Source organism: Acidimicrobiales bacterium, from assembly GCA_035294085.1.
GTDB lineage: Bacteria > Actinomycetota > Acidimicrobiia > Acidimicrobiales > Bog-793 > DATGLP01.
In genome coordinates this window covers 1-23534 of sequence record DATGLP010000021.1, presented here as the reverse complement: position 1 = coordinate 23534, position 23534 = coordinate 1, and the positions used below count along the sequence as shown (strand labels likewise).

Below are 23534 nucleotides of genomic sequence, written 5' to 3'. Positions count from 1 at the left end.
CGCCAAGGAGCGCCGGGCTTCGTGACACATCCGTGCCACACCGAACGGAGAACAGGGGTATCTGGCGGTCAACAATGGCGGTCGAGTTCGGAACCTCTGGCCATGCTGAGCTGGTACTTTGCCTAAACTCGGAGGCTGCCTGTCCCCTCGAAAGGGCCCTCATCGCGCCTGAAAGGCGCGAGGTCACCGGATCGACGCCGGTCCCGACCACCTGAGACTCCCGCCGTCGTCCTCCGGGACGACGGCGGGGGACTCCGGCGGCGCGCGAGGTGACCGGCGACGTGGCCGCTGGCGTCGCCGGGCCCGGCTGCTTGCTCGCCCGGCTCGCGAGGCGCCGGGCTGCGCCGCTCGAGCTCGCTTCGGCCCCGGGGGTGCCGAGCCGTCCCTCGCCGCCTCAGCGTGGCGCCGGCTGCGACAGGCTGTCGACGAGCCGGATCACGGCCGAGTGGTCGAGGTCGCCATCCCCGCGGCGCACGAGGGCCCCGACGATCTGTGCGACGAGCGCTCCGAGCAGCGTCGTGACGCCGCGCTCGCGCGCCGCGTCCTGGACGATGCCCAGGTCCTTGTGGAACAGCGCGAGGCGGAAGCCGGGGTCGAACGAGCGCGCGAGCATGCTCGGGGCCTTGCGCTCGAGGACCGCGCTGCCCGCGAGGCCGCCTTGGAGTACCTCGAGGGCGCGGGCCGTCTCGACCCCGTGCGCCTCGAGGAAGACGATGGCCTCGGCGAGGCCCTGGAGGTTCGCTGCGACGATCAGCTGGTTCGCCGCCTTCACCGTCTGGCCCGAGCCGGGCGGCCCGACGTGCACGATCGTGCTGCCGAGGGCCTGCAGCAGCGGGCGCGCCCGCTCGAACGCCCGCTCGGTGCCGCCCACCATGATGGAGAGGGTCGCCTCGACGGCGCCGGCCTCGCCACCGCTCACCGGGGCGTCGACGACGTCGATCCCCCGCGCCGTCCCTTCGGCCGCGATCCTCGCCGCCACGTCCGGGCGGATCGTGCTCATGTCCACGTAGAGGAGCCCCGGAGCGGCGTGCTCGAACACCCCGCCGGCGCCGAGGGCGACCTCGAGGACGTCGGACGAGTCGGGGACCATGGTGATCACGGCCTCGCGCCCGGTCACTGCCTCGGCGATCGACGAGGCCGGGCGCACGCCGCTCGAGGCGACCCGCCTCGTCTTGTCCGGGGTGCGGTTGAACCCCACGACGTCGAAGCCGGCTCGCGCGAGGTTGACCGCCATGGGGGCGCCCATGATCCCGAGGCCGATGAACCCTACCGACTGCACCTGCCCTCTTCCTGGACGAGTCGAAGGTCGACGGCGGTCTCGACCGACCGGCCCTCGCGGTGCTGCGGGCGTGCCGGCGCGCCCGCTGCCGTCCGCTGCGCGGCGCCGTCCGAGCCCGGCGGGGAGCGCCACGTCCTCCGGTCGGGCGCGCCGGTCGCGGCCTGCCGGTCGCCCTCGGGCCCTGACCTGTCTCGGCGAGCCACGGCCTACTTGATCGCCATCGGGTTGAGGGGCGACCCGACGGCGCGTGTGAAGGGCAGCGGGGGCCCGCAGAAGAGGAACTCGTAGACGCCGTCGCTCGCGCAGTCCTCGGCGAGGCGCTCGAGGTCGAAGATCTCGCCGACCGACAGGCCCAGGTACACGATGAAGATGATGTGGAGCGGCTGTAAGACGTCGGGCGTCTCGTTCGGCAGCACCTCCATCCCCCAGGTGTCGGTGGCGATGGCAGCGATCTCGTGATCCGCCACCCACTCGACGCTCGCGAGGCCGAGACCCGGGGCGGGGCCGCCTGCGTAGTCTCCCCACCTGCCCTCGGCGCGCACCCGGGCGAGCGCACCCGTGCGGACGAAGACGAAGTCGCCCCGCCCGACGTCGACCCCCTCCCGGCGCGCGGCCGCCTCGAGGTCTTCCGCCCCGATCGGCGTGCCCGGCTCGAGCCACGGGACCGAGCGGCTGCGCGCGACGTCGAGGAGCACGCCTCGCCCGACCATGTCGCTCGCCGCGTTCGCGATGTCGTTCTTCAGCGCTCCCTTGCTCGACACCTGGTCGGCCCCGTAGCCGTTGTAGATCCTGCCCTCGAACACGACGTGGGCCAGGGAGTCCCACTGCGTCCCGCACTGCAGCGGCATGATCACGATGTCGTCCGTGCCGCGGAAGTGGCGGTCGTCGCCCCCGTAGAAGTCGCGCACCGACGTGCCCGCCAGGGCGTCCGCGCCGTCGCGCGTCATGAGGTGGATCGGGTTGAACCGGTTGAAGCTGCCCTGCTGCGGTCCGTGCTCGTCGAACGGGAGCGCCATCGAGATGGCGCGGCCGGCGCGCACGAGGGACGCGGCCTTGACCCGGTCCTCCTCGCGCACGTGGTTGAGCGTGCCGCGCTGGTCGTCGGGGCCCCAGCGCCCCCAGTTCGAGTACCTGGCCGCAAGGGCGCGCACCGTCTCGATGCTCGGCCGCGTCTCGCTCATCGCTCGCTCCTCTCCTCGGGAGGCGTCCAGCCGGCGCCGTGCCGCCTCGTCACCGCGGGGCGGGGGTCCACGGCGTGGGTGCGAGGATCTCGCAGTCGGTCCGGACGTCGACGACCGCGGGTCGGCCCGAGGCCCGCGCCCGGGCGATGGCGCCAGCGAGATCGCCCGGCTTGTCGACCCGCACCCCGAACGCGCCCACGTCCTCGGCGAGGCGTGCGAAGTCGACGTCGGTGAAGGTCCACAGCTCGCGCGAGCGCTCGGTCGGCTGGCCGTCGTAGGCGCGCTCGAAGCCCCGCTTGGACTGGTTGCCGGCGCTGTTGTTGTTGACGACCGTCACCGTGTCGATGCCCCACCGCACCGCCGTCTCGAGCTCGGCGATGTGGTACCAGAAGCCGGCGTCCCCGGTGAAGACGAGGACGGGGCGGTCGGGGCGCGCGCAGCGCGCCCCGAGGCCGGCGGGGAACGCCCAGCCGAGGTGGCCGCAGCTTCGCAGGTAGCGCTGGTCCGGCGAGCGGACGTCGAACATGGCCCCCATCCAGATCCCGGCGTGGCCCGTGTCGACGACGACGATGGCGTCGTCCTCGACGAGCTCGGCGAGCTCTGCGCAGAGGCGCTCGGGTCGAGTCGGCGCCTCCTCGGAGGCGAGCAGCGGTGCCTGCTCGCGCCGCCAGGAGGCACACAGCTCCCGGACCTCCTCGAGCCACGCGTCGCGCGCCGGGGTCTCGTCGCCGGCGAGCTCGAGCATCCGAGCGAGGGTCGCCTTCGCGTCGCCCGCGAGCGCGACGAGGAGGGGGTAGTTCCGCCCGAGGTGCGTGGGTTCGATGTCGAGCTGAAGGGCGGGCGTCCCGATCTCGGGGACGCGCCAGGAGTGCGTCGTCATGCTGCCGGTCTCGGTCCCGACGAAGAAGACGAGGTCCGCCCGGTCGACGACCTGGTTGGCACTGGCGCGCGAGTACGCGCCGACGACGCCCACGGCGAGGGGGTGGCTTCCCGCGATCACCTCCTTGCCGTTCAGGGACGTCGCGACGGGGAGGGCGAGCCCCTCGGCGAGGGCGACGAGCTCGCGCGCCGCGCCGGAGGCGACGACGCCGCCACCCGCCACGAGCACCGGGCGGCGCGCCGCGCGCAGGTGGCCGAGCGCCTCGCGGATCGCACCGTCGTCCGCCACCGGCCGGAACGGGGGGAGCGTGGCGAAGCGAGCGTCGACGAGGGGGCCCATCTCGGCGCGCTCGGCGTCGATCTGGGCTTCGTTGCCTCGCAGCTGCAGGTGGACCGGCCCCGGGCAGCCGGACGTGGCGACGCGGAAGGCCTGGCTCACCATGTCCGGGACGCGCGCGACGTCGTCGATCGTCGCGTTGAGCTTCGTCACCGGCTCGAAGGCGGGGAGGTCGTCGACCTCCTGGTAGACGGGGCGGAACTTCGTCGCCGGGTCCCGCCCGCCGGTGAAGGCGATGACCGGCGAGTGGGCGAGCCACGGCTCGCGCAGCCCGGCGGCGAGGTTGAGCGCACCGACCACCTGCGCCGCGCACACCCCGGGACGGCGCGCGGCGCGCGCGTAGCCGTCCGCCATGTACGCCGCCGCCTTCTCGCCGTGGGTGTGGATCCGGGCGATCGAGGTCCGGCGCTCGAGCTCCGCCATCGTGCGCCGGAGGACGGCGGGGACCATGAACAGGTGCGTGACGCCGTAGGCGGCGAGCATCTCGGCGAGGACCTCGGCTCCGGTGGGGGCGACGGGCTCCGCGGGCGCGTGCTGCACGTGTGGTCCTCCTGGTCCTCCTGCTCGAGTCACTGGCGGTGCGGCGACGCCACCGGCGCAGCCTCGGGCCTCGCCGGCCGCGCGCCCCGCGGGCGGGCGGGCTGGCTCGGACGGAAGGCCGTCGCCGGACCGCCGCGCTCGTCGGCAGAGCCCACGACGGCGACGAGCGAGCCACGCGCCGACGGTCCTCTCGCCGCGACGCGACCGTGCCCGGCCATTCCGGCGTGCCACGCGGCGCGCCGGCGCGCCCCCCGCCTCCTCCCGACGAGCGCGCCGGACCGGTGCGCCGGGCACACGCCCGGCCGTCGGCTCGCTCGCGCGTCGTCGGCCGCGTCGGCCGCAACCTGCTCCCCGTGCGTCACGATCCTCGCGACGCGCGTGCCCCGCTCGAGCTCGCCGGCCGTCGGCACGAGGGGCACGGCCGAGACGCCGCCGGCCGCGAGCGCGTCCGGCAGGCACTGCGCTTCGTCCACGGCCACCCCCGCTCGGCACCCGGCAGCGTCCCGTCGGCCGCCGCGCTCGTCGGCAACTATCCCCGGCGAGCACGAGCGGGCGCAACCGGCGAGGCCGGGCGCGGCGGGCTCCCGGGCCGTGCCGCCCGGTCAGGCCTCGGACTCGGGGACCTCGGCGAAGGCCTCGCGCTCGGCCGCCAGCTGATCCTCGAGGCAGAAGCGCGTCGCCGGCTCGGCCTCCAGGCGGTCCTCGCCGATGGCGCGCCCGCACGCCTCGCAGCGGCCGTAGGTACCGGCCTCGACGCGCTGCAGGGCCCGCTCGATCTCGAGGAGCTCGCCCTCGACCTGGTCCCGCAGGGAGACGTCGCGCTCGCGGTCGAAGGTCTCGGTTCCCTGGTCCGCCGGGTGCTGGTCGACGGCCGAGAGCTCGGACAGGTCCTCCTGCTCGCTCCGGCTGCGCAGCCCCCCCTCCTCGAGGTCGCCGCGCAGGCGCTCGAGGCGGGCTCGCTCGGCGAGCAGGCGGCGGCGGGCGACCTCGAGGTCGATCGTCCCCCCGGTACCTTGCGTCTCCGTCGGGACCACCCGAGGCAGCAGCGGGGGAGGCCGCCAGGTCCGTTCGGCGCGTGCCTCCGCCGGCCCGCCCTCGCGCTCCAGCTCGAGCTCGTCGGCGACGGCGTCCGCGGGCAGCTCCTCGAGCGGCGTCCCCTCGTCGAGGAGCGCCTCGAGGACGGGCTCCTCCTCGTGGATGGACACCTCCTCGGCCGCCTCGGCCTCGCTCTCGAGGCGCTCCTCGAGCTCCTCGGGCTCGATCGTCTCGTCGAAGGCTTCCAGCGGCGGCTCGAGCGCGGTCCTCGCCTCGACGGCGGCCTCCTCGTCCTCCTCGCCCGCGAGGTCGGAAGGCTCGTCCGCCCACTGCCGGTCGAGCTCCGCCTCGTCGAGGAGCGAGGGCTCGAGCGTGACGGGCTCGCGCAGCACCGCCGCGTCGTCCTCGAGCGGACCCTCGACCGCTTCGCCCGGCGGGCCCGCCGTGGTCGGCTCCCCGCCTTCGCCTGGACGCTCCGGGCTCATCGGCGGCCCCCGATCGTCGCGTGCCGCTTCGCGCTCGTCCTCATGGTGACTCCTCGCAGGTGATGAGCCCGTAGTGCCCGTCGTAGCGCAGGTAGACGACGGCGCCTCGGCCGGTGCGCGGGTGGCGGAAGAAGACGAAGCGCTCCTTGCCGAGGTTGAGGCGCTCGATCGCCTCGTCGACGCTCAGCGTGGGCACCGGCGCGGGGGAGCGAACGACCGGCACGGTGGCAGCGGGTGGCTCGCCCGCGGGCTCGCCGAGCTGGTGCAGCACGAACCCCCCGCCGTCGAGGCGCTCGAGCACGCTGTCGAGGCCCGTCTCGAGGTCGCGAAACAGGTAGAAGTCGAAGTCGAGCTGCTCCATGTCGAACGCCGCCTCGTCGAGCGTGAGCTCCTCGGTGGCGAGGGTCTTGTGCCGTACGAGCTGGCGCTCCTCCACCGGTCGCTCGTAGTGCTCGGGCCGGGCCGTCGGCAGGTCGCCGTGCCGCCACCTTCCGGGTGCGGCCGCCCCGGTCTCGCGGCGCCTGGCGAGGCGCCGCTGCTCGAGGTGCTCCGCCTTGTCGCGCACGCGGCGCTGGACGAGGTCGACGGCCTCGTGCATCGAGCGCGCCGCGACGTGCGCGCGCAGGAGGTCCCCGTCGAGGTCGATCTCGACCTCGCAGACCGACGGGCGCGAGCGCGCCGGGTCGGCGAGCTCCGAGAGCCGGATCCGGGCGAAGAGGACGCGCCGTCCCTTCAAGCTGGCGATGTCGGCGAGTCGGCTGCGGGCGTAGGCGACCGCTTCTCGCGCCACCGCCCCGCGCACGACCACCTCGATCGGGAACGGCGCCGCCGCTGGCGCGCCGGCGCGGCCGACGGGGTGGATGTCCGTGAAGCGCTGCTCGCTGAGCAGTCCGCGCTCGACGCGGCAGCGAACGGCGACGCCACGCTCGCCTGGCTCGGCGGGCTCCCACACCGCCTCGAACTCGCCGTCCACGCCTCGGACGCGGGCTCGCCGTCGCGAGCCGCGGACCGGGTGGCCTTCGAGCAGGGATTGCAGGTTGCGCCGACCGGCCACCTTGACGTCCCCGACCGAGATTCTCGCATCGGGCGCGTAGAGCGCGAGGGCCGCGTCGACGTCGCCGCGCGCGAGGTCGTCCGCCCACCGCCGCACGAGCTCGATCGGGTGCGCGAGGTAGGCGGGCAGGAGCTCGGGGTGGACGCCGGCGAAGGGCTCCGGCCCCTTCGCCTCGGCACGGCGCGCGCCGGCGAGGGTGGCGAAGTCGTCCTGGCGCCGCGACACGCGGGTGCCGTGCCGCAGCGACACGTTGACCGCTCGCGCGACGCCGTCGACCTCCTTCGCGTCGAAGTGGACCCGCGCTCCCGGCTGGCGCGCGTCGGGCTCGGTGTCACCCGCCCAGGCTCTGAAGCGCTGGCCGGCCCGTACCACGAGGCCCTCGCCGGCCTCCTCGTCGAACCACCGCATCACGCCATCGGGCATCGCGCGCTCCTGCTCTCAGTGGCGTTCGAGGACGCCGATGGAACCCGTCGCCACGGGCTCGTCGACGATCTCGACGTCGGCTCCCTCGAGGAGGGCCTCGGCGATGATCTCCCCGACGAGGTCGCCGACCCCCCTCGTCGGTGCCCCGCAGCGCGCGCAGGTCGCTCTGCGCTCCTGGAGCAGGCCGCAGGCCGGGCAGCGGACGCCGGGCACGTGGTAGCCGCGTCGCACGACGAGCGCCTCCACGTCGCGCGCCTCGAGCGCCGTGACCGTGTCCGCGAGACCGATCGCGGCCCGTCCCTGGGCACCTGCCTCGTCGGCGAGCGAGGCGAGGAGCGCCCGCCGCCGCGCTCGGATCGCCGCCTCGACGACGGGCCGGACCCGCTTGGCGACCTGCGCCGCGGTCGCGCGCACCTCGAGCGGGACGACGCCGGCGACGAGGCGACGCGTCGCCGGCGCCAGCACCTCCGCCAGTGCGGGGCCCGATGGTCCCGCCAGAACGACCCACTCGACGCGGGAACGGGCCACCTCGGCCTCGACGCTCGCCGAGACGGCGCGCAGGTGCCGGCGGACGGCCTCCTCGGCGCGCCGCTCGAAGGCGCCGAGCTCGGTGTCGGTGTCGACCCGGCGTGCGTGCTCGCTGACGGGGCCCTCGTGCTCCTCGATCTCGCCGAGCTCCAGGTGGAACAGGCGAGCGTGCTCGTCGTCCACGAGGGCGACGAGCGTCGGCGGCCAGTCGCCGAGCGCTGCGACGAGCTGGCCGAGGTGGGCGTGCTCGCCGACGTGCGCCTGCGCGCTCACCGGCGCGGCGAGGGGCACGACGCGGACGTCGCCGTCGTCCGTCGACGAGAAGACGGCGAGCCCCCGCAGCCCTCGGCGGTCCACGCCCGAGGCGAACCACGCCTCGATGCGGGCGAGCTCGGCGGCGACCGCGTCGCGCGCCTCCTCGTCGAGCTCGGCGGACGCCGCGCGCGCGGCGCGCGCCAGCTCGGCCAGCTCGCCGGCCAGGCTCGCGTGGCGCGGGCGCCGGCGGCCGTCGACGTCGAGGTACAGGGTCGTGGTCACCGGCTCGCCGCGCCGAGCGGCAAGCTCGTGCAGCTCGGCCGGGCTCACCACCACGAGCCGGCCTCCTCACCGCTGCGCCTCGCCTCCACAGGGGTCATCTTGTGGAGGCCTGGCTCGACCAGGTAGGGACTTTCGGTCCAGCGGGCAGCCGCCTCGCGGTCTCGCGCGCCTCAGGCGGCGAGGTCGCGCGCCACGGTGGCGATCCCCCTGCCCCAGGCCGCGAGGGGCGCGGGTGGGAGGTAGGCCCTTCCCGAAGCGGTGTGGTCCACCTGGGGAGCGGCCACGTAGCGCTCGCGCCCGAGCGGGTCGATGAAGTAGACGATCGACGTGTGGATCACGTCGGCGTTCCTGCTCGGTGCGTGGACGTAGACGTCGTAGCCGTGCCACACGGCTTCGAGGCGGCGCACCGGACCAGTGAGGAACTCCCAGCTCGGGATGGCGCTCAGCCCGTGCTCGCGCGTGAAGGCGGCGACGTCCGAGACCGCCCGGTGGTAGGGGTTGACGTTCACGGCCACGAAGTCGACGCGAGCGGCGGTCCCTCCGAGGTCGCGATAGGCGTCGACGAACTCCTGGGCGACGATCGGGCAGACGTCCACGCAGTGGGGGTCCATGAACTCGAGCACGACGGCCCGGCCGCGCAGCGACCGGAGCGACACGCGCCGTCCGTGCTGGTCGACGAGGGTGAAGGCGGGAGCGGCCCTGGCGGGGAGCGCTGAGAGGCCCATGAGGTCCGCGAGCGCGCTCGGGACGCCGCGCGCGAGCGGCGGCGGAGCCGGCGTCGCGCCCCCCCGGCCGATCACGCCGACGAGGACGGCGGCCGTCCCCGCGAGGGCCGTGAGCGAGATCGCGCCGATCGTGCGCCGCCGCCGGGGGCGCGCGCTCGCGCCGGGCAGCTCGCGCGCTCCGTCGACGGTCACGTGGCTCCTCCCGGCAAGGGCGTGCCCTCCTGCCCGGCGTGGCTGCGCGCCGGCTGCCGGCTGGGCCCCGGGCTTCGCGCCGATGCTACCGGGGCCGGCCGGTGGACGACCGCGGCCGCGCGCGCTTCGCTGGGGCGCGCCGCGTCGGGACTCGCCTCACGCGCCCGGTCGGCGGGCGTCCGCGCTCCCGGTTGAGACCAGCCCGGCGGCGTTCGTGGCCGTGGCCGAGATCTCGCTGAGGCGCAGCCCGACCGGTGCCGGCCGTGCCCTCGGCGTCGTCGTGCCGTCGCCGAGCTGGCCGTAGCGGTTGCCGCCCCACGACCACAGCGTTCCCGTCGCGCTCAGCGCGTAGCTCGAGTCGCCGCCGGAGAAGACCTGGCGGATGCGCACGCCAGGGGGGAACGCGACGCGCACCGGGCGGCGCGAGGGTGCCGTCGTGCCGTCGCCGAGCTGGCCGTAGGAGCCGTCGCCCCAGGCCCACACCGAACCGTCGGCGAGGACGGCGAGCGTCTGGCCGTTCGTCGCCCGGCTGCCCCCCTGCGACACCGTGCGGACGGGGCCGGGGAGGTGGACTCTGACCGGCAGCGAGCTCGGCACGGTCGTGCCGTCGCCGAGCTGGCCGCCGCGGTTGAAGCCCCAGTCGTAGTAGGACCCGTTGGCGAGCAGCGCTCCCGAGTCCTGCCAGGAGGCGACGAGCGCGCGCACCGGCGCTTCGGGCAGGTGCACCGGCGTGGGCGTCGCCGCGTCGGCCGTCGTCCCGTCGCCGAGCTCGCCCGCGCTGTTGCGCCCGCAGGCGTAGACGCGACCGCCGGCGTCGAAGAGGCTGTGGCCCCCGGCGCCGACCGCGAGGGTCACGCCCGACAGCGGGAGCGGGCGAGGGGTGAGCACGTCGGTGCGGGCCAGGCAGATGGAGTGCCGCCAGTTGTACCCCCAGCCGTAGACGCGCCCCGTGGAGTCGACGACGAGCGCCGAGTCGTAGGGCATCGGGTTGGCGAGGGCCGTGACCCGCACGCCGGCTGGGAGGTGCACCTCGACCGGGGTACCGGCGAACGGGGTGGTGGTGCCGTTCCCGAGCTCGCCGTTGGCGCCCGCGCCCCACGCCCACACGGTCCCGGCGGCGGTCAGCGCGTAGGTGTCGGAGTTCGACGTCGCCACCTCGACGACCGTGCCGGGGATCCCGCGCACCTGGCTCGGGACGCGGTGCTCGAGCGACGTGATCTTCGGCCCGAACCCGGTGCCGACGACCCCGAAGCTGTAGACGACGCTGGTGGCGCCGGCGCTCGCCGGCCGTGCCCGGGCCGACGCGGCCGAACTCGCCGGCAAGGCGCCTGCCGCCGCGAGGCCGGCGCTCAGCACGAGGGCGCCGGCGGCGAGGAGGGCTGGGGTGCGTGCTCGTGGCATCGAGGGCTCCGGGTCGGGGGCGGGGTCGCGACGGGCGCGCCGGTGGCATTCTCACGCGGCGCGCCCTGCCGATCAACGCGGGCAGCACCGCCGAGCGCCGGGCCGCGCCGCGACGCGCGATCCGCCGAAGGCGCACCCCCAACGGGATTCGAACCCGTGTTTCCGCCTTGAAAGGGCGACGTCCTCGGCCGCTGGACGATGGGGGCCGGTCGCGCGAGCGCCCGAGACTACCAGCGGGTCGGCCCGGATCCCTCCTGGTCGGGCTGGGCGCGCAGCAGCCACTGCGGGCCGTGCGGCGTGTCCCGAACCTCGACGCCGAGGCGAGCCATCCGCTCCCGGATGCGGTCGGCGGTGCCGAAGTCCCCCGCCGCCCTCGCCTCCTCGCGCACCGCAAGGAGGAGCTCGACGAAGGGGCGGAGGATCTCGACGGGTCCGCGTACGCCCGGCTCGGCGAGCCTGCCGAGCTCGACGACCATGGCGCGCAGGCTGGCGCGCGCCCGGTCGAGCTCGTCGCCCTGGGGGATGTCGGTCGCCCACTCCCCGAGCCGGCGCTCGAGCTCGAGGACGGCCTCGACCGCGCCGCGCGCGTCGGCGCGTCCCAGCGCCGCGTCGAAGGCTTGCTCCTGGTCGTGGGCGATCCGTGCGATCGGCGCAGCGGCGAGGCTGCCGGCGGCCGCCTCCTCGCGCTCGGCGGTGGCCGCACGCTCGCGCGGGCGTCGGGACCGCCCGACGAAGGCTGCCTCGGCCAGCGCGTCGAGCGGCACCACCCCCGGCTCGAAGGTGGTGGATCGTCCCGCGTGGCGCACCGTCACGAGCCCGAGACCCTCGATCGTCGCGAGTCGGGCGTCGAGGTCGCACGCGAGCGCCGTGTGCTCGTCGATCCCGAGCACGAAGCAGTCCGGGGGGAGCTGCTCCTCCATGCAGCGCAGCCGTCGCTCGCCGAGGTAGCAAAAGCGCGTGTCGTGGGTCCCCCCCTCGGCGTTGTTGAAGTGCGGGATGACCGCCACCTTCAGTCCCGCGACCTTGAGCACGTCGAGCCCTTCGAGCCAGTGGGGGTCCTCGCCGACCTTGTAGACCTCGTACACGGGGACGGTGTAGGCGCCGAGGGTGAGCGCCGCGGCGCTCGCGAAGGTGACCGCCCCGCCGTGGGCGAGCTTGTCGGCGAGGAGCTGCGGGACGACCGTCCCCCGCCAGCGCCGCAGTGCGTAGCTCGGGCTGCCCGGGCCCGAGAAGACGTAGCGGGCCCTGCGCAGCTGCAGCGCGAGCTCCTCCTCGGCGAGCACGCCGGTGTCCGGCTCCCCGGCCGCCGGCCGGTCGAGGCTCGCCACCTCGAGCTTCGTGCGCAGGCTCTCGGCGAAGTACCGCACCGCCTTGGCGGCGAGCTCGCCGGCGTTCTCCTGGAAGCCGAAGGGGGTGTCGAGGAGGAGCGCGGGGACCGGCGGCGGACCGAGGCGTCCGAGGAGGGAGCGGTGGACCTTCACCATGGTCGGGGCCAGCTCGCCGGACCCCATGAGGGTGACGAGACGGGGCAGGGCGGCGGTCATCCGCCCGGTGCAGGCGTGCCGTCCCAGCGCAGCCCGCCGGGCGGGTCGCCCCACGGGTCGTCGGGCAGGTCGTCCCCTGCCAGCGGGTTGGCGGGCGGCAGCAGCCCGCTCAAGGCCTCGACCGCCTCCTCGGCGAGGTAGGAGAGGTAGTGGTAGCAGACCCACTCGCCGTAGCGCGCATCGTCGGGGTCGAGCTCGCGTACGTCCTCGGTCACCTCGAGGGAGGTCCCGAGCACGAGCCGCAGGTCGTTGACGGCGAGCAGCCAGGACTCGAGCTCGCTCGCACGAAGGTGGGTCGTCCCGGCCGTTGCGACGAGCAGGTCGAGCGCCGCCCGGTGCTCGGCGACGAGTTCGCTGCGCACGAGCCGGACGTAGGCCGACTCGGCCGCGGCGTCGGTCAGGTAGGCGGGGGGGAGGAGGCGCCGCAGGCTCTCGGGCACCGGCGCGTCGCTCGCGCCGACCCGCTCGAGCGCCGCGATCAGCCGCGCCGGGAGCGCCGCCAGCAGCGCGCGCTCGTCCTCGCGCAGCTCGACGTCGAAGCCGCCTCGGGCGCTCGGGCGGAACAGGTGGCGCCGCCGCGTCAATCGGGGTGCTCCAGCGTCGCCCACAGCCCGTGACGGTGCAGGCGGGCGACGTCGAGCTCGGCCCGCTCCCGCGGCCCGCTCGCGACGACGGCGCGTCCTTTGTGGTGCACGTCGAGCATGAGCTTCGTCGCCTTCTCGCGCGAGTAACCGAAGAGCTTCTGGAACACGTAGGTCACGTAGCTCATGAGGTTGATCGGGTCGTTCCAGACGACGACGAGCCAGGGGTGGTCGGCACGCGTCTCCTCCCCGACCTCCTCGTCGTGCGCGAGGCGCGTCAGCGTCCCGGTCGAGCCCACGCGGCCCTCGCCCTCGGCCCGCGCGCTGGGAAGGAGGGGCTCGCTCACGGCGCGCGCACGCCTGCGACCGGTCTGAGGAGCGCGGCGGGCTCCTCGGCGCCGAGTCCGGCGGCCGGCGCGGTCGCCGGGTGGCGGTGCAGCGACAGGTAGTAGCCGACGAACGCGCACCACGCGATCGTCGCCCCGATGAGGTGGAGCTCGACGACCGTGGCGGCGTCGTGGAGGAAGTACTGCATGTAGCCGAGGGCGCCCTGCAGCGCGAGCACCTCGAGCAGGCGCCGCGCACGGCGCTGCACGGGGGCGGGAGCGCCCGCCTGGTGGAGGGCGAAGAGGGTCGCGAGGACGCCGCCGATGAGGAAGAGCGCGACGGTCGAGTGCAGCTCGGCGATGTCGCGGAACGCGACGTCGATCCGCTTCGCGCCGGGGCCGCCGGCGTGCGGTCCTGCGCCGGTCACGACGGTGCCGATGGTCACGAGCAGCGCGAAGGTCCCGAGCTCGAGTCGCGACAGCCAGAGGAGGTCGCGCCCGACGAGCGGCTCGCGGGGGGTCCGAGGGGATCGTGCGAGGTGCGCGAGCACGAGGGCGTCGCCGAGCACGGCGAAGGTGAGGAGGAAGTGGAGCGCAACGAGGTAGGGGTTCAGCCTGAAGAGCACGACGAGCCCCCCCAGCACGATCTGGGCGACGATGCCGGCCACGAGCCCGCCGGACAGGACGACGAGGTCGCGGCGCACGGGCTCGCGGCGCCAGGCCGCCACGAACGCGACCGCGGAGACGACGGTCACGGCGACCGTGACGACGCGGTTGGAGAACTCGACGATCGGGTGGAAGGAGGCCGCCGCGGTGAAGCGGTGTGCGTAGCAGCTGGGCCAGTCGGGGCAGCCGAGCCCCGACCCGGTGAGGCGCACCGCGCCGCCGGTCGCGACGAGGAGCGCGAAGCACACGACGGCGAGGGAGGCGATCCAGGCGAACGCGGCAGGGCTGACGCGAGTGGAGCGCACCGCGCCCCATCGTAGAAGGCCCGAGGAGGTGCCTCGCCTCGGGCCGGGGCGGAGCGCCGCTGCGAGCGGGCTCGAGGTCACTCGAAGCGGAAGGTGGCGGCGGCGAGCGCGGGGGCGAGGACGGCCCACGCTCCGAGCGCGGCCCACGCGCCGGCGGGCGCGCCGCCGCCCGCGCCGAGCGTCCCGTGCAGCACCTCCGAGAGCGCGCCGGCCGGCAGCGCCCGCGCGACGGGCGCGCCGCCGCCGAGCCTGTCGAGCGGGAAGACGATCCCGCCGAGGAGGAGGAGGAGCACGTACAGTCCGTTCACGACCGCCAGGTTGACCTCGGCACGGAGGGTCCCGGCGAGCAGGAGGCCGATGCCGCCGAATGCGACGGTGGCGACCAGCGCGGCGAGCACGCCGAGACCGGTCGAGCTCGGCGGCCGCCAGCCGAGCCCCGCAGCGATGCCCCCGATGACGAGCACCTGGACGCACTCGACGGCGAGGACCGCGGCGATCTTGGCGGCGAGGAGCCGCCGCCGCCCGAGGGGGGTGGCGCCGAGCCGCTTCAGCACGCCGTAGCTGCGCTCGAAGCCCGTGGCGATCCCGAGGCTCACCATCGCCGTCGACATCACCGCGAGGGAGAGGACGCCCGGGGCGAGGAAGTCGATCCGCCGCGCGGTGCCGGTCGGCAGGACCGGGACCTCGCTGAAGAAGACGAGGAGGCCGATCGGGATGCCGAAGGTGACGAGGAGCGACTCGCCGCGCTCGAGGGTCATGCGGACCTCGGCGGCGAACTGCGCGGCGAGCGCGCGCCGGCTCATCGGGCGCCGAGCCCGTCGCCGTCGGGTCCGACGAGCTCGAGGAAGACCTCCTCGAGGCTGCGCCCCCCCGTGCGCAGGTCGGCGAGCGCGACGTCGTGGTCGGCGAGCCAGGCGGTGAGCGTGGCGACGGTGGTGGGGTCGGGGACGGCCGCGACCCGGTAGCGCCCGGGCGCCTCCTCGGTCACCGGCGCGTGCAGCGCCTCGCCGAGCGCGTCGAGGTCGACGCGGCCCGAAGCGGCGAAACGGATCGCCGCCTCGGGCGCCGCGAGGTCGCCGGGCGCCCCGCTGGCGACGACCCGGCCGCGCTCGAGGATCACCACCCGGTCGGCGATGCGCTCGGCCTCGGCGAGCTCGTGCGTGGTGAGCAGGACGGCGGCCCCCTCGGCACGCAGGTCGGCGACGACGCGCCGGATGACGAGGCGGCCACTCGGGTCGACGCCCGCCGTGGGCTCGTCGAGGAAGACGACCTCGGGCCGGCCGACGAGCGCGAGCGCGAGCGACAGCCGCTGGCGCTCGCCACCCGAGAGGCGCTTCGCCGGCGTGCGCGCCACCTCGGCGAGGCCGAGCAGCTCGACCAGCTCGGCCGGGTCGCGGGGGTGCTCGTAGTACGCGGCGAAGAGCCGGATGGCCCGCTCCGGCGGCATCATCGGGTAGAGGCCGCCACCTTGGAGCATGACCCCGATCCGCCCGACGAGCGCGTCGTGGTGGGCGACGGGGTCGAGGCCGAGGACGCGCACGCGTCCCTCGTCGGGGCGGCGGTAGCCCTCCAGGGTCTCGACCGTCGTCGTCTTGCCCGCTCCGTTGCGCCCGAGCAGCGCCACGACCTCGCCCGGGTCGACGACGAAGCTCACCCGGTCGACGGCGACGCGCGCGCCGTAGCGGACGACGAGGTCCTGGACCTCGATGCTCGGCATCCCGTCGGAGGCTAGCGCCGGTCGCTCAGCGCGGGCGCGGGACCTCGAAGCGGTAGCCGACGCCGCGCACGGTGGTGATGAGCGTCGGCCGCGAGGGGTCCGGCTCGATCTTCGAGCGCAGGCGCTTCACGTGGACGTCGAGCGTCTTCGTGTCGCCGACGTAGTCGAGGCCCCAGACGCGGTCGATCAGGCTGTCGCGCGTCACCACCCGGCCCGCGTTGAGGAGGAGGTGCTCGAGCAGCTCGAACTCCTTGAGGGGGAGGCTCACCTCCTGGCCCCGTACGGTGCACTCGTGGCGGTCGAGGTCGAGGCGGACGCCGGCGACCTCGAGCACGTTGCCGGCCGCGGGCGGAGCCGCCGGCGCGCTCTCGCGCGGCGCGGCCGGGGGCAGCTCGCGCGGCGTCCTGCGCAGCACGGCTCGCATGCGCGACACGAGCTCGCGCAGTCGGTACGGCTTCGCCACGTAGTCGTCGGCGCCGACCTCGAGGCCCACGACGGTGTCGATCTCGGTCGACTTGGCGGTGACCATGATGATGGGGACCGACGAGCGCGACCGGATCGAGCGGCACACGTCGATGCCCGACATCCTCGGCAGCATCACGTCGAGCAGGACGAGGTCGGGCTCGTGCTCCTGGAACCTGGCGAGCGCCTCCATGCCGTCTCGCGCGACGGTGAGGGCGAAGCCCTCGCGTTCGAGCCCGACGACGAGCGCGTCGACGAAGGACTCCTCGTCCTCCACCAGCAGCACGTTGATCTGGCCACTGGACGCGTGCTCGGTCGTCGGCCCGCTCACGGCTCGCCCCGCCCGTGCAGGGGCAGCCGGAGGGTGAAGGTCGCTCCCTCGCCCTCGCGCGACTCCACGGTCACGCTCCCGTGGTGGTTCTGCGCCACGTGGCGGACGATAGCGAGGCCGAGGCCGGTCCCTCCCGTCGAGCGGCTCCGGCCGTGGTCGACCCGGTAGAAGCGCTCGAAGATGCGCTCGAGGTCTCGCGACGGGATGCCGATGCCGCGGTCGGTCACGGCGATGACCGCCTCGTCACCCTCGACGGCGCCGCTGCAGAGCACGACGCCGCCCTCGTAGGAGAACTTCACGGCGTTCTCGAGCAGGTTGTAGACCGCGGAGGTGAGCTGGCGGCGGTCGCCGAGGACAGCGAGGGGCGGGTCGGGCTCCTCCAGCTTCACGGTGACCTGCCGCTGCTCCGCGGCGGCCCGGACCCGCTCGGCCGCCTCGGCCATGACGAGGTTGACGAGCACGGGTTCGCGCGGCGGCGACGACTCGCTCTCGATGCGGGACAGGTCGAGGAGGTCGTCGATGATGCGGGAGATACGGAAGGCCTCCGTGTGGATGCGCTGGGCGAGGCGCCGTGAGACCTCCGGCTCGGTCTCGGCGAGCAGCGTCTCGGCGAGCAGGCCGAGCGCGCCCATCGGCGTCTTCAGCTCGTGGCTCACGTTGGCGACGAAGTCGCGTCGGACCTCCTCGAGGCGCCGGCGGTCCGAGACGTCCTCGATCACGGCGATGACGCCGATGGAGCGCTGCCCGTTGTCGATGCTCTCGGCGCGCATGTGCAGGCTGCGCCGCGGGGGCCCGTAGAGCTCGAGCGTGCGCTCGCTCGGGCCGCCCGAGGCGGCCTGCGCGAGGAGCTCGTCGACGGCCTGCGCGGCGAGGGCGTCCGCGTGCCGGTTGGCGAGCAGGCCGATCGCCCGGGAGTTTCGGAAGACCGCCTCGCCGCGTTCGTCGCAGACGATCACCGCCTGGTCGAGGCGGTCGAGGGCGCGCCGGAGGCGGATCGCCTCGGCGCTCGCCTCGGCGACGGTCTCCGCGGCCGCCTCCGTCGCCCGCTCGAGGTGGCTCATCGCCTCCTCCAGGCTGCGCGGCTCGCTCGTCGGCGGCTCGGCCCCGAGGCGCGAGCCGAGGTCGAGGAGGCGCTGGCGCAGCGGGCGCGCGCTGCGACGCCGCCCGAGGGCAGCTGCGAGGACGAGGGCGGCGGCCACGGCCGCGGCGGCGACGGCGAGCTCGAGCGTGCTGACCTGTACGAGCGCGTTCAGCTGGGCACTCCTTCGTGCACGGTGCAAGCATGGCAGCTGCGAGCCTGCGCCCGGTGGGGATTGAAGTACACTGAGAGCGCGCCTAGGATCGCATCGGGTGGCGCGACTGGCGCCCCCGGCTCGTCGGGACTCCCCGGCCTTCCACCGTCGCGACCGGTCCGCCGGTCAGCTCCTCCGACGAAGGAGGTTCGGATGTCCCACCGCATCGCGCTCGCCACCGCCGGCTTGAGCCTCGACCCGAGCGCCGGTGCGCTGCCGGGAAGCCACACGCTCGAGCAGCTCGCGAACGGTCTCGGCTTCTGGGCGCTGCTCGCGTCGCTCGTCGGGCTCGTCGTCGGCGCCGCAGCGTGGGCCCTCGGCTCGCACACGAACAACTACCAGCACGCCGCGACGGGGCGGCGTGCCGTGCTCGTCTCGGGGGCCGCCGCCCTCGTGATCGGGGCGGCGCCGACCGTGCTGAACTTCCTCTTCCGCGCCGGCCAGAGCTTCCACTAGGCGATGGGACCGCGTCGCGGGCTCCTCGACGCCCGGCTCGCCCTCTCCCTCCTCGGCATCCCGCTCACGCCGAAGGCGATCGGCGACCTCATCTTGCGCGAGCTGACGCGCTGGGTCGCCTCGGGTGCGGCGCTCGTCGTGTCGTCGCTCGGCCGAGCGCTCACGTCGACGACGACGCCCGTGCTCGGGCAGGGCGCCACCCCGGTGCTCGAGCGCTCCGTCGCGCTCGGCGCCCTCGTCGCCGTGCCGCTGCTCCTGCTCGCCGTGATCCAGGCGGTGCTGCACCAGGACCTGGCGTCGCTCGGTCGCACCGTCCTCGTTCGCCTGCCGCTCGCGCTCCTGCTCGGCGGTGCGGCGGTGGAGCTCGTCGGCCTCGGCCTGCGGGCGACCGACGAGCTGAGCGCCGCGCTCCTCGCGAGCGCCGGTCCGTCGGTGCACCGCCTCCTCGGCGGCCTCGGGTCCGACCTCCTCTCGAACGGCGTCGTCGGCGCGGGCTTCGGCGGCGCGCTCGTCGCCGCGTGTGCCGCGCTCGTCGCGGTGGTGCTCTGGTTCGAGCTCGTCGTGCGCGCCGCGGCGATCGCTGTCGCCGCGCTCTTCCTGCCGCTCGCCCTCGCCGGCCTCGTGTGGCCGGCAACGTCCCACTGGGCGCGCCGCCTCGGCGAGACGGTGGCGGCGCTGCTCGCCTCGAAGCTCGTGATCGCGGGGGTCCTGGCCCTCGCCGGATCCGTGATCGGCGCCCAGGCGGGGATGGCCGGCGCCGTCGAGGGCGTCGCCCTTCTCGTGCTCGCGAGCACCGCCCCCTTCGCCCTCCTGCGCCTCGTGCCCGTCGTCGAGTCGGGCGCCGTCTCCCACCTGGAGGGAGTCGCGGGCCGTGCGCGGCGCGGCGTGCGGGCCGGGGCGTCGCTCGCGCTCGGCGCCAGCGTGCCAGCGTACGGGGGCGGTGAGCCACCCGAGCTCGAGCTCGCCGAGGGCTCGCCCGTCGGCGGCCCCGACTTCGACGCCGCGCTCGCCGAGATCAGCGCGGAGCTGGCGGCGCGCGAGCGCTCGCTCGCGGGCCTCGCCGGTGACGCCGAGGCCGACGGTCCCGGCGCGGGCGATGCGTCCTGAGGCCGCGCGCCGCGTCAGCTTCGGGCCACGGGACCGGAGGGGACTCATCGCGGGCGTGCGCTCCTCTCAGGCCCTCCTCCTCGCCACCGTCCTCGTCGCGGCGGTGGCCCTCCTGCGCACCCTGCGCCTCGCGCTCGGCGTGCCGCTCGCGCTCGTCCTCGTCCTCGCGGCGCTCGCCCTGGCCTTCTGGCCCGTCAGGGGGCGCACGCTCGAGGAGTGGCTCCCCGTCGTCGCGGGCTTCTCGCGCAAGGCGCTCTCGGGCGCGTCGCGAGAGGTGGTGGCGATCGAGCGGGGCCCCGGCGGCCGGCGGGCCCCGGGGCCGCTCGCGGCCTTCGAGCTCCTCGAGGTCGAGAGCGCAGCGCTCGGCCGGTTCGGGGCGCTCCTCGACCGCGGCGAGGGCCGCCTCAGCGCGGTCCTGGAGGTGGGCGGCGAGGGGTTCGCGCTGCTGGGCGACGCCGAGCGCACGGCGCGCGTCGCGCGCTGGTCGAGCCTGCTCGCCGGCCAGGTTCGTTCCGGTTCGCTCGCCCGACTCCAGTGGATCGAGCGGACACTGCCCGACCGCGGCGAGCTCTACCGCGCGCGCCTCGCGCAGGCGGCGCCGAACGACTCGCCCGCGCTGCTCCGGGCGAGGCGCTCGTACGCCTCGCTGCTCGATGCCGAGGTGGCCGCGACGCTCGTCCACGAGCTCCTCCTCGTCGTCAGCGTCGACGGCCCACGAGCCGACCGGCACGACGAGCGCGCCGCTCGCGCCGCCGCGACGCTCGCGGGGGTGCTCCGAGGACTGCGCGAGGCCTGCGAGGAGGCGGGCCTCAGCGTGCAGCGGGTCCCGTCGCGTGCCGCGCTGGCCGCCCTCGTCTCACGCGGCGTCGATCCCCAGGGGCGCGCGCGGAGCAGCTGGCCCTGGCCCGTCGCGATCGAGGAGCAGTGGTCGATGTTTCGGACCGACGGGACCTGGCACGCGACCTACTGGATCGCGGAGTGGCCGCGCGCCGCGGTCGGCACCGACTTCCTCCACCCCCTGCTCGTCGGGGCGCGCCTGAGGCGGGCGGTCTCGCTCGTGATGGCGCCCGTCGCGCCCCACGTCGCGGCGCGTGCCGTCGAGCACGCCCGGACCGCCAGCGCCGCGGACGCGGCGCTGCGCCGGCAGCACGGCTTCGCCCTGACCGCGAGGCGCCGGCGCGAGCAGGAGGCGGTGCTGCGGCGGGAGGTCGAGCTGGCCGACGGCCACGCGGCCTTCCGCTTCTCCGGCTACGTCACGGTGAGTGCGGCCGACCCCGCAGCCCTCGAGCCCTCCTGCGAGGCGCTCGAGCGCGCCGCGGCCGCGTGCCACCTCGAGCTGCAGCGGCTCTACGGCAACCAGGCCGAGGCGTTCTGCTGCTCGCTGCCCGTCGGCAGGGGTTGCTCGCCGTGAGGCTGCCGGTGCACGAGGCCACCACGGCGCAGCTCGGCGCCGCGTACCCGGCGATGGCGAGCCGGCCGCTGCCGGCCGCCAAGGTCGTCGTCGGACGCGACCTGCTCGGTGGGCTCTTCGCCCACGATCCGTTCGAGCTCTACGAGGCGGGAGCCGTCTCGAACCCCAACCTCGTCGTGTTCGGCCAGATCGGGCGCGGCAAGAGCGCCTTCGTCAAGTCGTACCTCTACCGCCACGCCGCCTTCGGCAGGCGCGTCGTCGTCCTCGACCCGAAGGGGGAGTACGGACCGCTCGCCGAGGCCCTCGGCGCCTGCCGAGTGCGCCTGTCCCCGGGCGGCACGGCGCGCCTCAACCCGCTCGAGGTGGCGGGAGGCACCGGCGAGGACGTCGGACGGCAGCGCCTCGCCGCGCTCGGCGCGCTCGCCGCGGCGTGCTGCGACCGCCCGCTGCGCCCCGTCGAGCACGCCGCGCTGGAGCTCGCCCTCGGCTCGCTCGCGCCCGGGCCCGGCGCGCCGACGCTCGGCCAGGTCGTCGAGGCGCTGCTGTTCCCTGACCCTCGTGCCGCCCGCACGATCGGGTGCAGCGCCGAGGCGCTGCGCGAGGGCGCGCTCGAGGTCGCGCTCGAGCTTCGCCGGCTCACGGCGGGCGAGCTACGCGGGATGTTCGACGGCCAGACCGCGGCGGGGGTCGACCTCGCGGCGGACGCCGTCGTCCTCGACCTCTCGGCCGTGTACGACTCGCCGGCGCTCGGGGCGCTCATGACCTGCGCGGCGCTGGCGCTCGGTGCGGCGTGGCGACGCGCCGGCGGCCAGACGCTGTTCGTCGTCGACGAGGCGTGGGCGATCCTGTCGAACCTCGGCGCGGCGAGGTTCCTGCAGGCGTCCTTCAAGCTCGCGCGCGCGAACGGGGTGGCGAACCTCGCGGTGGTGCACCGCGTCTCCGACCTCGCTGCGGCGGGCGCCGAGGGGAGCGTCGCGGCGCGCCTCGCCGAGGGCCTGCTCGCCGACTGCGAGACGGTCGTCTGCTACGGACTCAGCCGAGCCGAGCTCGTCCGGGCGGCACCGCTGCTCGGCCTCGACGAGCGCCAGGCGTACCTGCTCGCGGGGCTGGCCCGCGGCGTCGCGCTGTGGCGGGTCGCGGGCCGGACCTTCCTCGTCGAGCACCGCCTCGCGCCCGGGGAGCGCTCGCTCGTGGACACCGACGCCCGCCTCGTCGGCCGCCTCGCCCCGGCCCCGGCGGCCCGTCCCGTGCGGTGAGCGCGCGCCACGGCGCCGACGCCGCCTTCGCGCTCGGCGTCGTCGGCGTCGCCGGCGTAGCCGCCGTGTGCTGGGCGGCGCAGGGCCTGGCGAGCCTCGCCACGGGCCGCGGCCTCCACGACGTGGCACCCAGCTCGTGCCTCGCCCTCCTCGTCGAGGTCCTCGCGCACCCCGCCTCGCCCGGGCTGGGGAGGCGGCCGCCGCCCGCCGCCTTCTACGGCGCGCTCGCCGCCCTCGTCGGCCTGCTCGCCGTCGTCGGGCGGGCGCTCGTCCACGCCCGGACACGTCTCGGGCGGAGCGCGCACGCCGTCGAGGAGGCCGCGTGGGCGAGGCCGCGCGACCTGAAGCCGCTCATCGTCGGGGACACCTCGGCCGGGCGGGTCGCGGTCGGCCGCCTCGCCGGCCGGCTCGTCGCCCTCGAGGCCGGCCACTCCCTCCTCGTCCTCGGGCCGACGCAGTCGGGCAAGACGAGCGGCCTCGCCATCCCGGCGATCCTCGAGTGGGGCGGTCCCGTCGTGGCGACGAGCGTGAAGGGCGACCTGCTCGCGCACACGCTCGGCTGGCGTGAGCAGCTGGGCCGGGCGCTCGTCTACGACCCGCTCGGCTCCACGGGTTCCGCCTCGGTCGGCTGGTCGCCGCTGACCGGGGCGCGCACCTGGGCCGGCGCACGGCGCGTCGCGGCCGGCCTGTGCGCGCTCGGGCGCGCCGCGTCCGGCGGGCTGGAGGACGGCGCGTTCTGGTACGCGACGGCGGAGAAGCTCCTCGCCCCGCTGCTGTTCGCCGCGGCGAGCGCGCAGTGCTCGATGGCCGACGTCGTGCGCTGGCTCGACACCTGGGAGGAGGCCGAGGTGATGGTGGCGCTCGCTCGCACCGGGGTGCGCGAGGCGATCGCCGCCGCCCAGGCCAGCTTCGGGAGGGACGAGCGGCAGCGCTCGTCGGTGTACACGACCGCCGAGACCGTCGTCGCCGCCTTCGCCGACCCGGCCGTCGAGGCGGCGAGCCGCTCCGGCGAGCTGCTCGAGCCCGAGGCGCTGCTCACCGGAGCGCACACCTTGTACCTCGTCGCGCCGGGCCACGAGCAGGAGCGGCTCGCACCGCTCTTCGTCGCGATCATCCAGGGGGTCTTCGAGGCGGCCTTCAACGCCGCGGCGCGCGCCGGCCGGCCGCTGCAGCCGCCGCTGCTCGCCGTCCTCGACGAGGCGGCGAACGTGGCGCCGCTGTCCGACCTCGACCGAGTCGCCGCCACGGGTGCGTCCCAGGGGATCCAGCTCGTCACGGTGTTCCAGGACCTCGCCCAGATCGAGGCGCGCTACGGGCGCCGGGCCTGGACGATCGTCAACAACCACCGGGCCAAGCTCGTCTGCTCGGGCATCGCCGACCCCTCGACGCTCGAACAGCTCTCGTCGCTGATCGGGGAGGAGGAACGGCCCGTCGACTCGACCACCCTCGACTCGAGCGGGCAGCGGACGACGACCTGGAGCCGG

22 protein-coding genes and 1 tRNA gene are annotated in these 23534 nt (G+C 75.5%); 5 read left to right on the top strand and 18 right to left on the bottom strand.

All coding sequences use genetic code 11. The annotated features are described in order from the left end of the window. Nucleotides 1–394: 394 nt before the first annotated feature. The 18 genes from VKV23_07280 to VKV23_07195 form a co-directional block, all read right to left on the bottom strand. Nucleotides 395–1279, bottom strand: a complete 885-nt coding sequence (locus VKV23_07280) for a 2-hydroxy-3-oxopropionate reductase (protein ID HLI15835.1) — start codon at nucleotides 1277–1279, stop codon at nucleotides 395–397. Between the two features lie 206 nt (nucleotides 1280–1485). Continuing rightward, complete coding sequence (locus VKV23_07275) at nucleotides 1486–2460, bottom strand: cyclase family protein (protein ID HLI15834.1); 975 nt, start codon at nucleotides 2458–2460, stop codon at nucleotides 1486–1488. A 49-nt stretch (nucleotides 2461–2509) separates the two neighbouring features. After that, nucleotides 2510–4216 (bottom strand): thiamine pyrophosphate-binding protein, encoded by a 1707-nt coding sequence (locus tag VKV23_07270; protein HLI15833.1) that lies wholly within the window; start codon nucleotides 4214–4216, stop codon nucleotides 2510–2512. Nucleotides 4217–4245: 29 nt separating this feature from the next. Further along, a complete protein-coding gene (locus VKV23_07265) occupies nucleotides 4246–4689 on the bottom strand; it encodes a hypothetical protein (GenBank protein ID HLI15832.1) in 444 nt (147 codons plus the stop codon). Nucleotides 4690–4818: 129 nt separating this feature from the next. Further along, nucleotides 4819–5736 (bottom strand): TraR/DksA C4-type zinc finger protein, encoded by a 918-nt coding sequence (locus VKV23_07260; GenBank protein ID HLI15831.1) that lies wholly within the window; start codon nucleotides 5734–5736, stop codon nucleotides 4819–4821. Nucleotides 5737–5776: 40 nt separating this feature from the next. After that, on the bottom strand, nucleotides 5777–7213 hold the full coding sequence (locus tag VKV23_07255) for a sigma 54 modulation/S30EA ribosomal C-terminal domain-containing protein (GenBank protein ID HLI15830.1): 1437 nt from the start codon (nucleotides 7211–7213) through the stop codon (nucleotides 5777–5779). A gap of 15 nt (nucleotides 7214–7228) precedes the next feature. Further along, a complete protein-coding gene (locus VKV23_07250) occupies nucleotides 7229–8332 on the bottom strand; it encodes a hypothetical protein (protein HLI15829.1) in 1104 nt (367 codons plus the stop codon). A 116-nt stretch (nucleotides 8333–8448) separates the two neighbouring features. Next, nucleotides 8449–9195 (bottom strand): SCO family protein, encoded by a 747-nt coding sequence (locus VKV23_07245; protein ID HLI15828.1) that lies wholly within the window; start codon nucleotides 9193–9195, stop codon nucleotides 8449–8451. 156 nt (nucleotides 9196–9351) lie between these two features. After that, nucleotides 9352–10596: a hypothetical protein gene (locus VKV23_07240; protein HLI15827.1), complete on the bottom strand. Its 1245-nt coding sequence runs from the start codon at nucleotides 10594–10596 to the stop codon at nucleotides 9352–9354. Between the two features lie 133 nt (nucleotides 10597–10729). Then, nucleotides 10730–10802: transfer RNA gene (locus VKV23_07235), tRNA-Glu, on the bottom strand. A 21-nt stretch (nucleotides 10803–10823) separates the two neighbouring features. Continuing rightward, nucleotides 10824–12140: a hypothetical protein gene (locus VKV23_07230; protein ID HLI15826.1), complete on the bottom strand. Its 1317-nt coding sequence runs from the start codon at nucleotides 12138–12140 to the stop codon at nucleotides 10824–10826. Beyond that, complete coding sequence (locus VKV23_07225) at nucleotides 12137–12724, bottom strand: DUF2017 family protein (GenBank protein ID HLI15825.1); 588 nt, start codon at nucleotides 12722–12724, stop codon at nucleotides 12137–12139. The genes VKV23_07230 and VKV23_07225 overlap by 4 nt, the downstream gene beginning before the upstream one ends. Further along, on the bottom strand, nucleotides 12721–13068 hold the full coding sequence (gene clpS, locus VKV23_07220) for an ATP-dependent Clp protease adapter ClpS (protein HLI15824.1): 348 nt from the start codon (nucleotides 13066–13068) through the stop codon (nucleotides 12721–12723). Before clpS ends, VKV23_07225 begins: the two co-directional genes overlap by 4 nt. Next, complete coding sequence (locus VKV23_07215; GenBank protein HLI15823.1) at nucleotides 13065–14018, bottom strand: COX15/CtaA family protein; 954 nt, start codon at nucleotides 14016–14018, stop codon at nucleotides 13065–13067. The genes clpS and VKV23_07215 overlap by 4 nt, the downstream gene beginning before the upstream one ends. A 77-nt stretch (nucleotides 14019–14095) precedes the next feature. Continuing rightward, complete coding sequence (locus VKV23_07210) at nucleotides 14096–14821, bottom strand: ABC transporter permease (protein HLI15822.1); 726 nt, start codon at nucleotides 14819–14821, stop codon at nucleotides 14096–14098. Then, nucleotides 14818–15735 carry an ABC transporter ATP-binding protein gene (locus VKV23_07205; GenBank protein HLI15821.1) on the bottom strand — a complete coding sequence of 306 codons (918 nt, stop codon included), beginning with the start codon at nucleotides 15733–15735 and terminating at the stop codon, nucleotides 14818–14820. Before VKV23_07205 ends, VKV23_07210 begins: the two co-directional genes overlap by 4 nt. A gap of 25 nt (nucleotides 15736–15760) precedes the next feature. Then, nucleotides 15761–16528, bottom strand: coding sequence for a response regulator transcription factor (locus VKV23_07200; protein ID HLI15820.1), 768 nt, complete (start codon nucleotides 16526–16528; stop codon nucleotides 15761–15763). Continuing rightward, entirely contained in the window at nucleotides 16525–17808 is a 1284-nt protein-coding gene (locus VKV23_07195) for an ATP-binding protein (GenBank protein HLI15819.1), read from the bottom strand. Before VKV23_07195 ends, VKV23_07200 begins: the two co-directional genes overlap by 4 nt. Before the next feature lie 165 nt (nucleotides 17809–17973). On the opposite strand from VKV23_07195, the gene VKV23_07190 reads away from it, so the two are divergent. The 5 genes from VKV23_07190 to VKV23_07170 form a co-directional block, all read left to right on the top strand. After that, nucleotides 17974–18276: a DUF6112 family protein gene (locus VKV23_07190; GenBank protein ID HLI15818.1), complete on the top strand. Its 303-nt coding sequence runs from the start codon at nucleotides 17974–17976 to the stop codon at nucleotides 18274–18276. Nucleotides 18277–18279: 3 nt separating this feature from the next. Further along, on the top strand, nucleotides 18280–19383 hold the full coding sequence (locus tag VKV23_07185) for a hypothetical protein (protein HLI15817.1): 1104 nt from the start codon (nucleotides 18280–18282) through the stop codon (nucleotides 19381–19383). Further along, nucleotides 19373–20794 (top strand): SCO6880 family protein, encoded by a 1422-nt coding sequence (locus VKV23_07180; GenBank protein HLI15816.1) that lies wholly within the window; start codon nucleotides 19373–19375, stop codon nucleotides 20792–20794. The genes VKV23_07185 and VKV23_07180 overlap by 11 nt, the downstream gene beginning before the upstream one ends. Before the next feature lie 8 nt (nucleotides 20795–20802). Further along, complete coding sequence (locus VKV23_07175) at nucleotides 20803–22050, top strand: DUF87 domain-containing protein (GenBank protein HLI15815.1); 1248 nt, start codon at nucleotides 20803–20805, stop codon at nucleotides 22048–22050. Then, the coding region (locus tag VKV23_07170) for a type IV secretory system conjugative DNA transfer family protein (GenBank protein HLI15814.1) at nucleotides 22047–23534 on the top strand (1488 nt) is incomplete at its 3' end. The genes VKV23_07175 and VKV23_07170, both read left to right, overlap by 4 nt.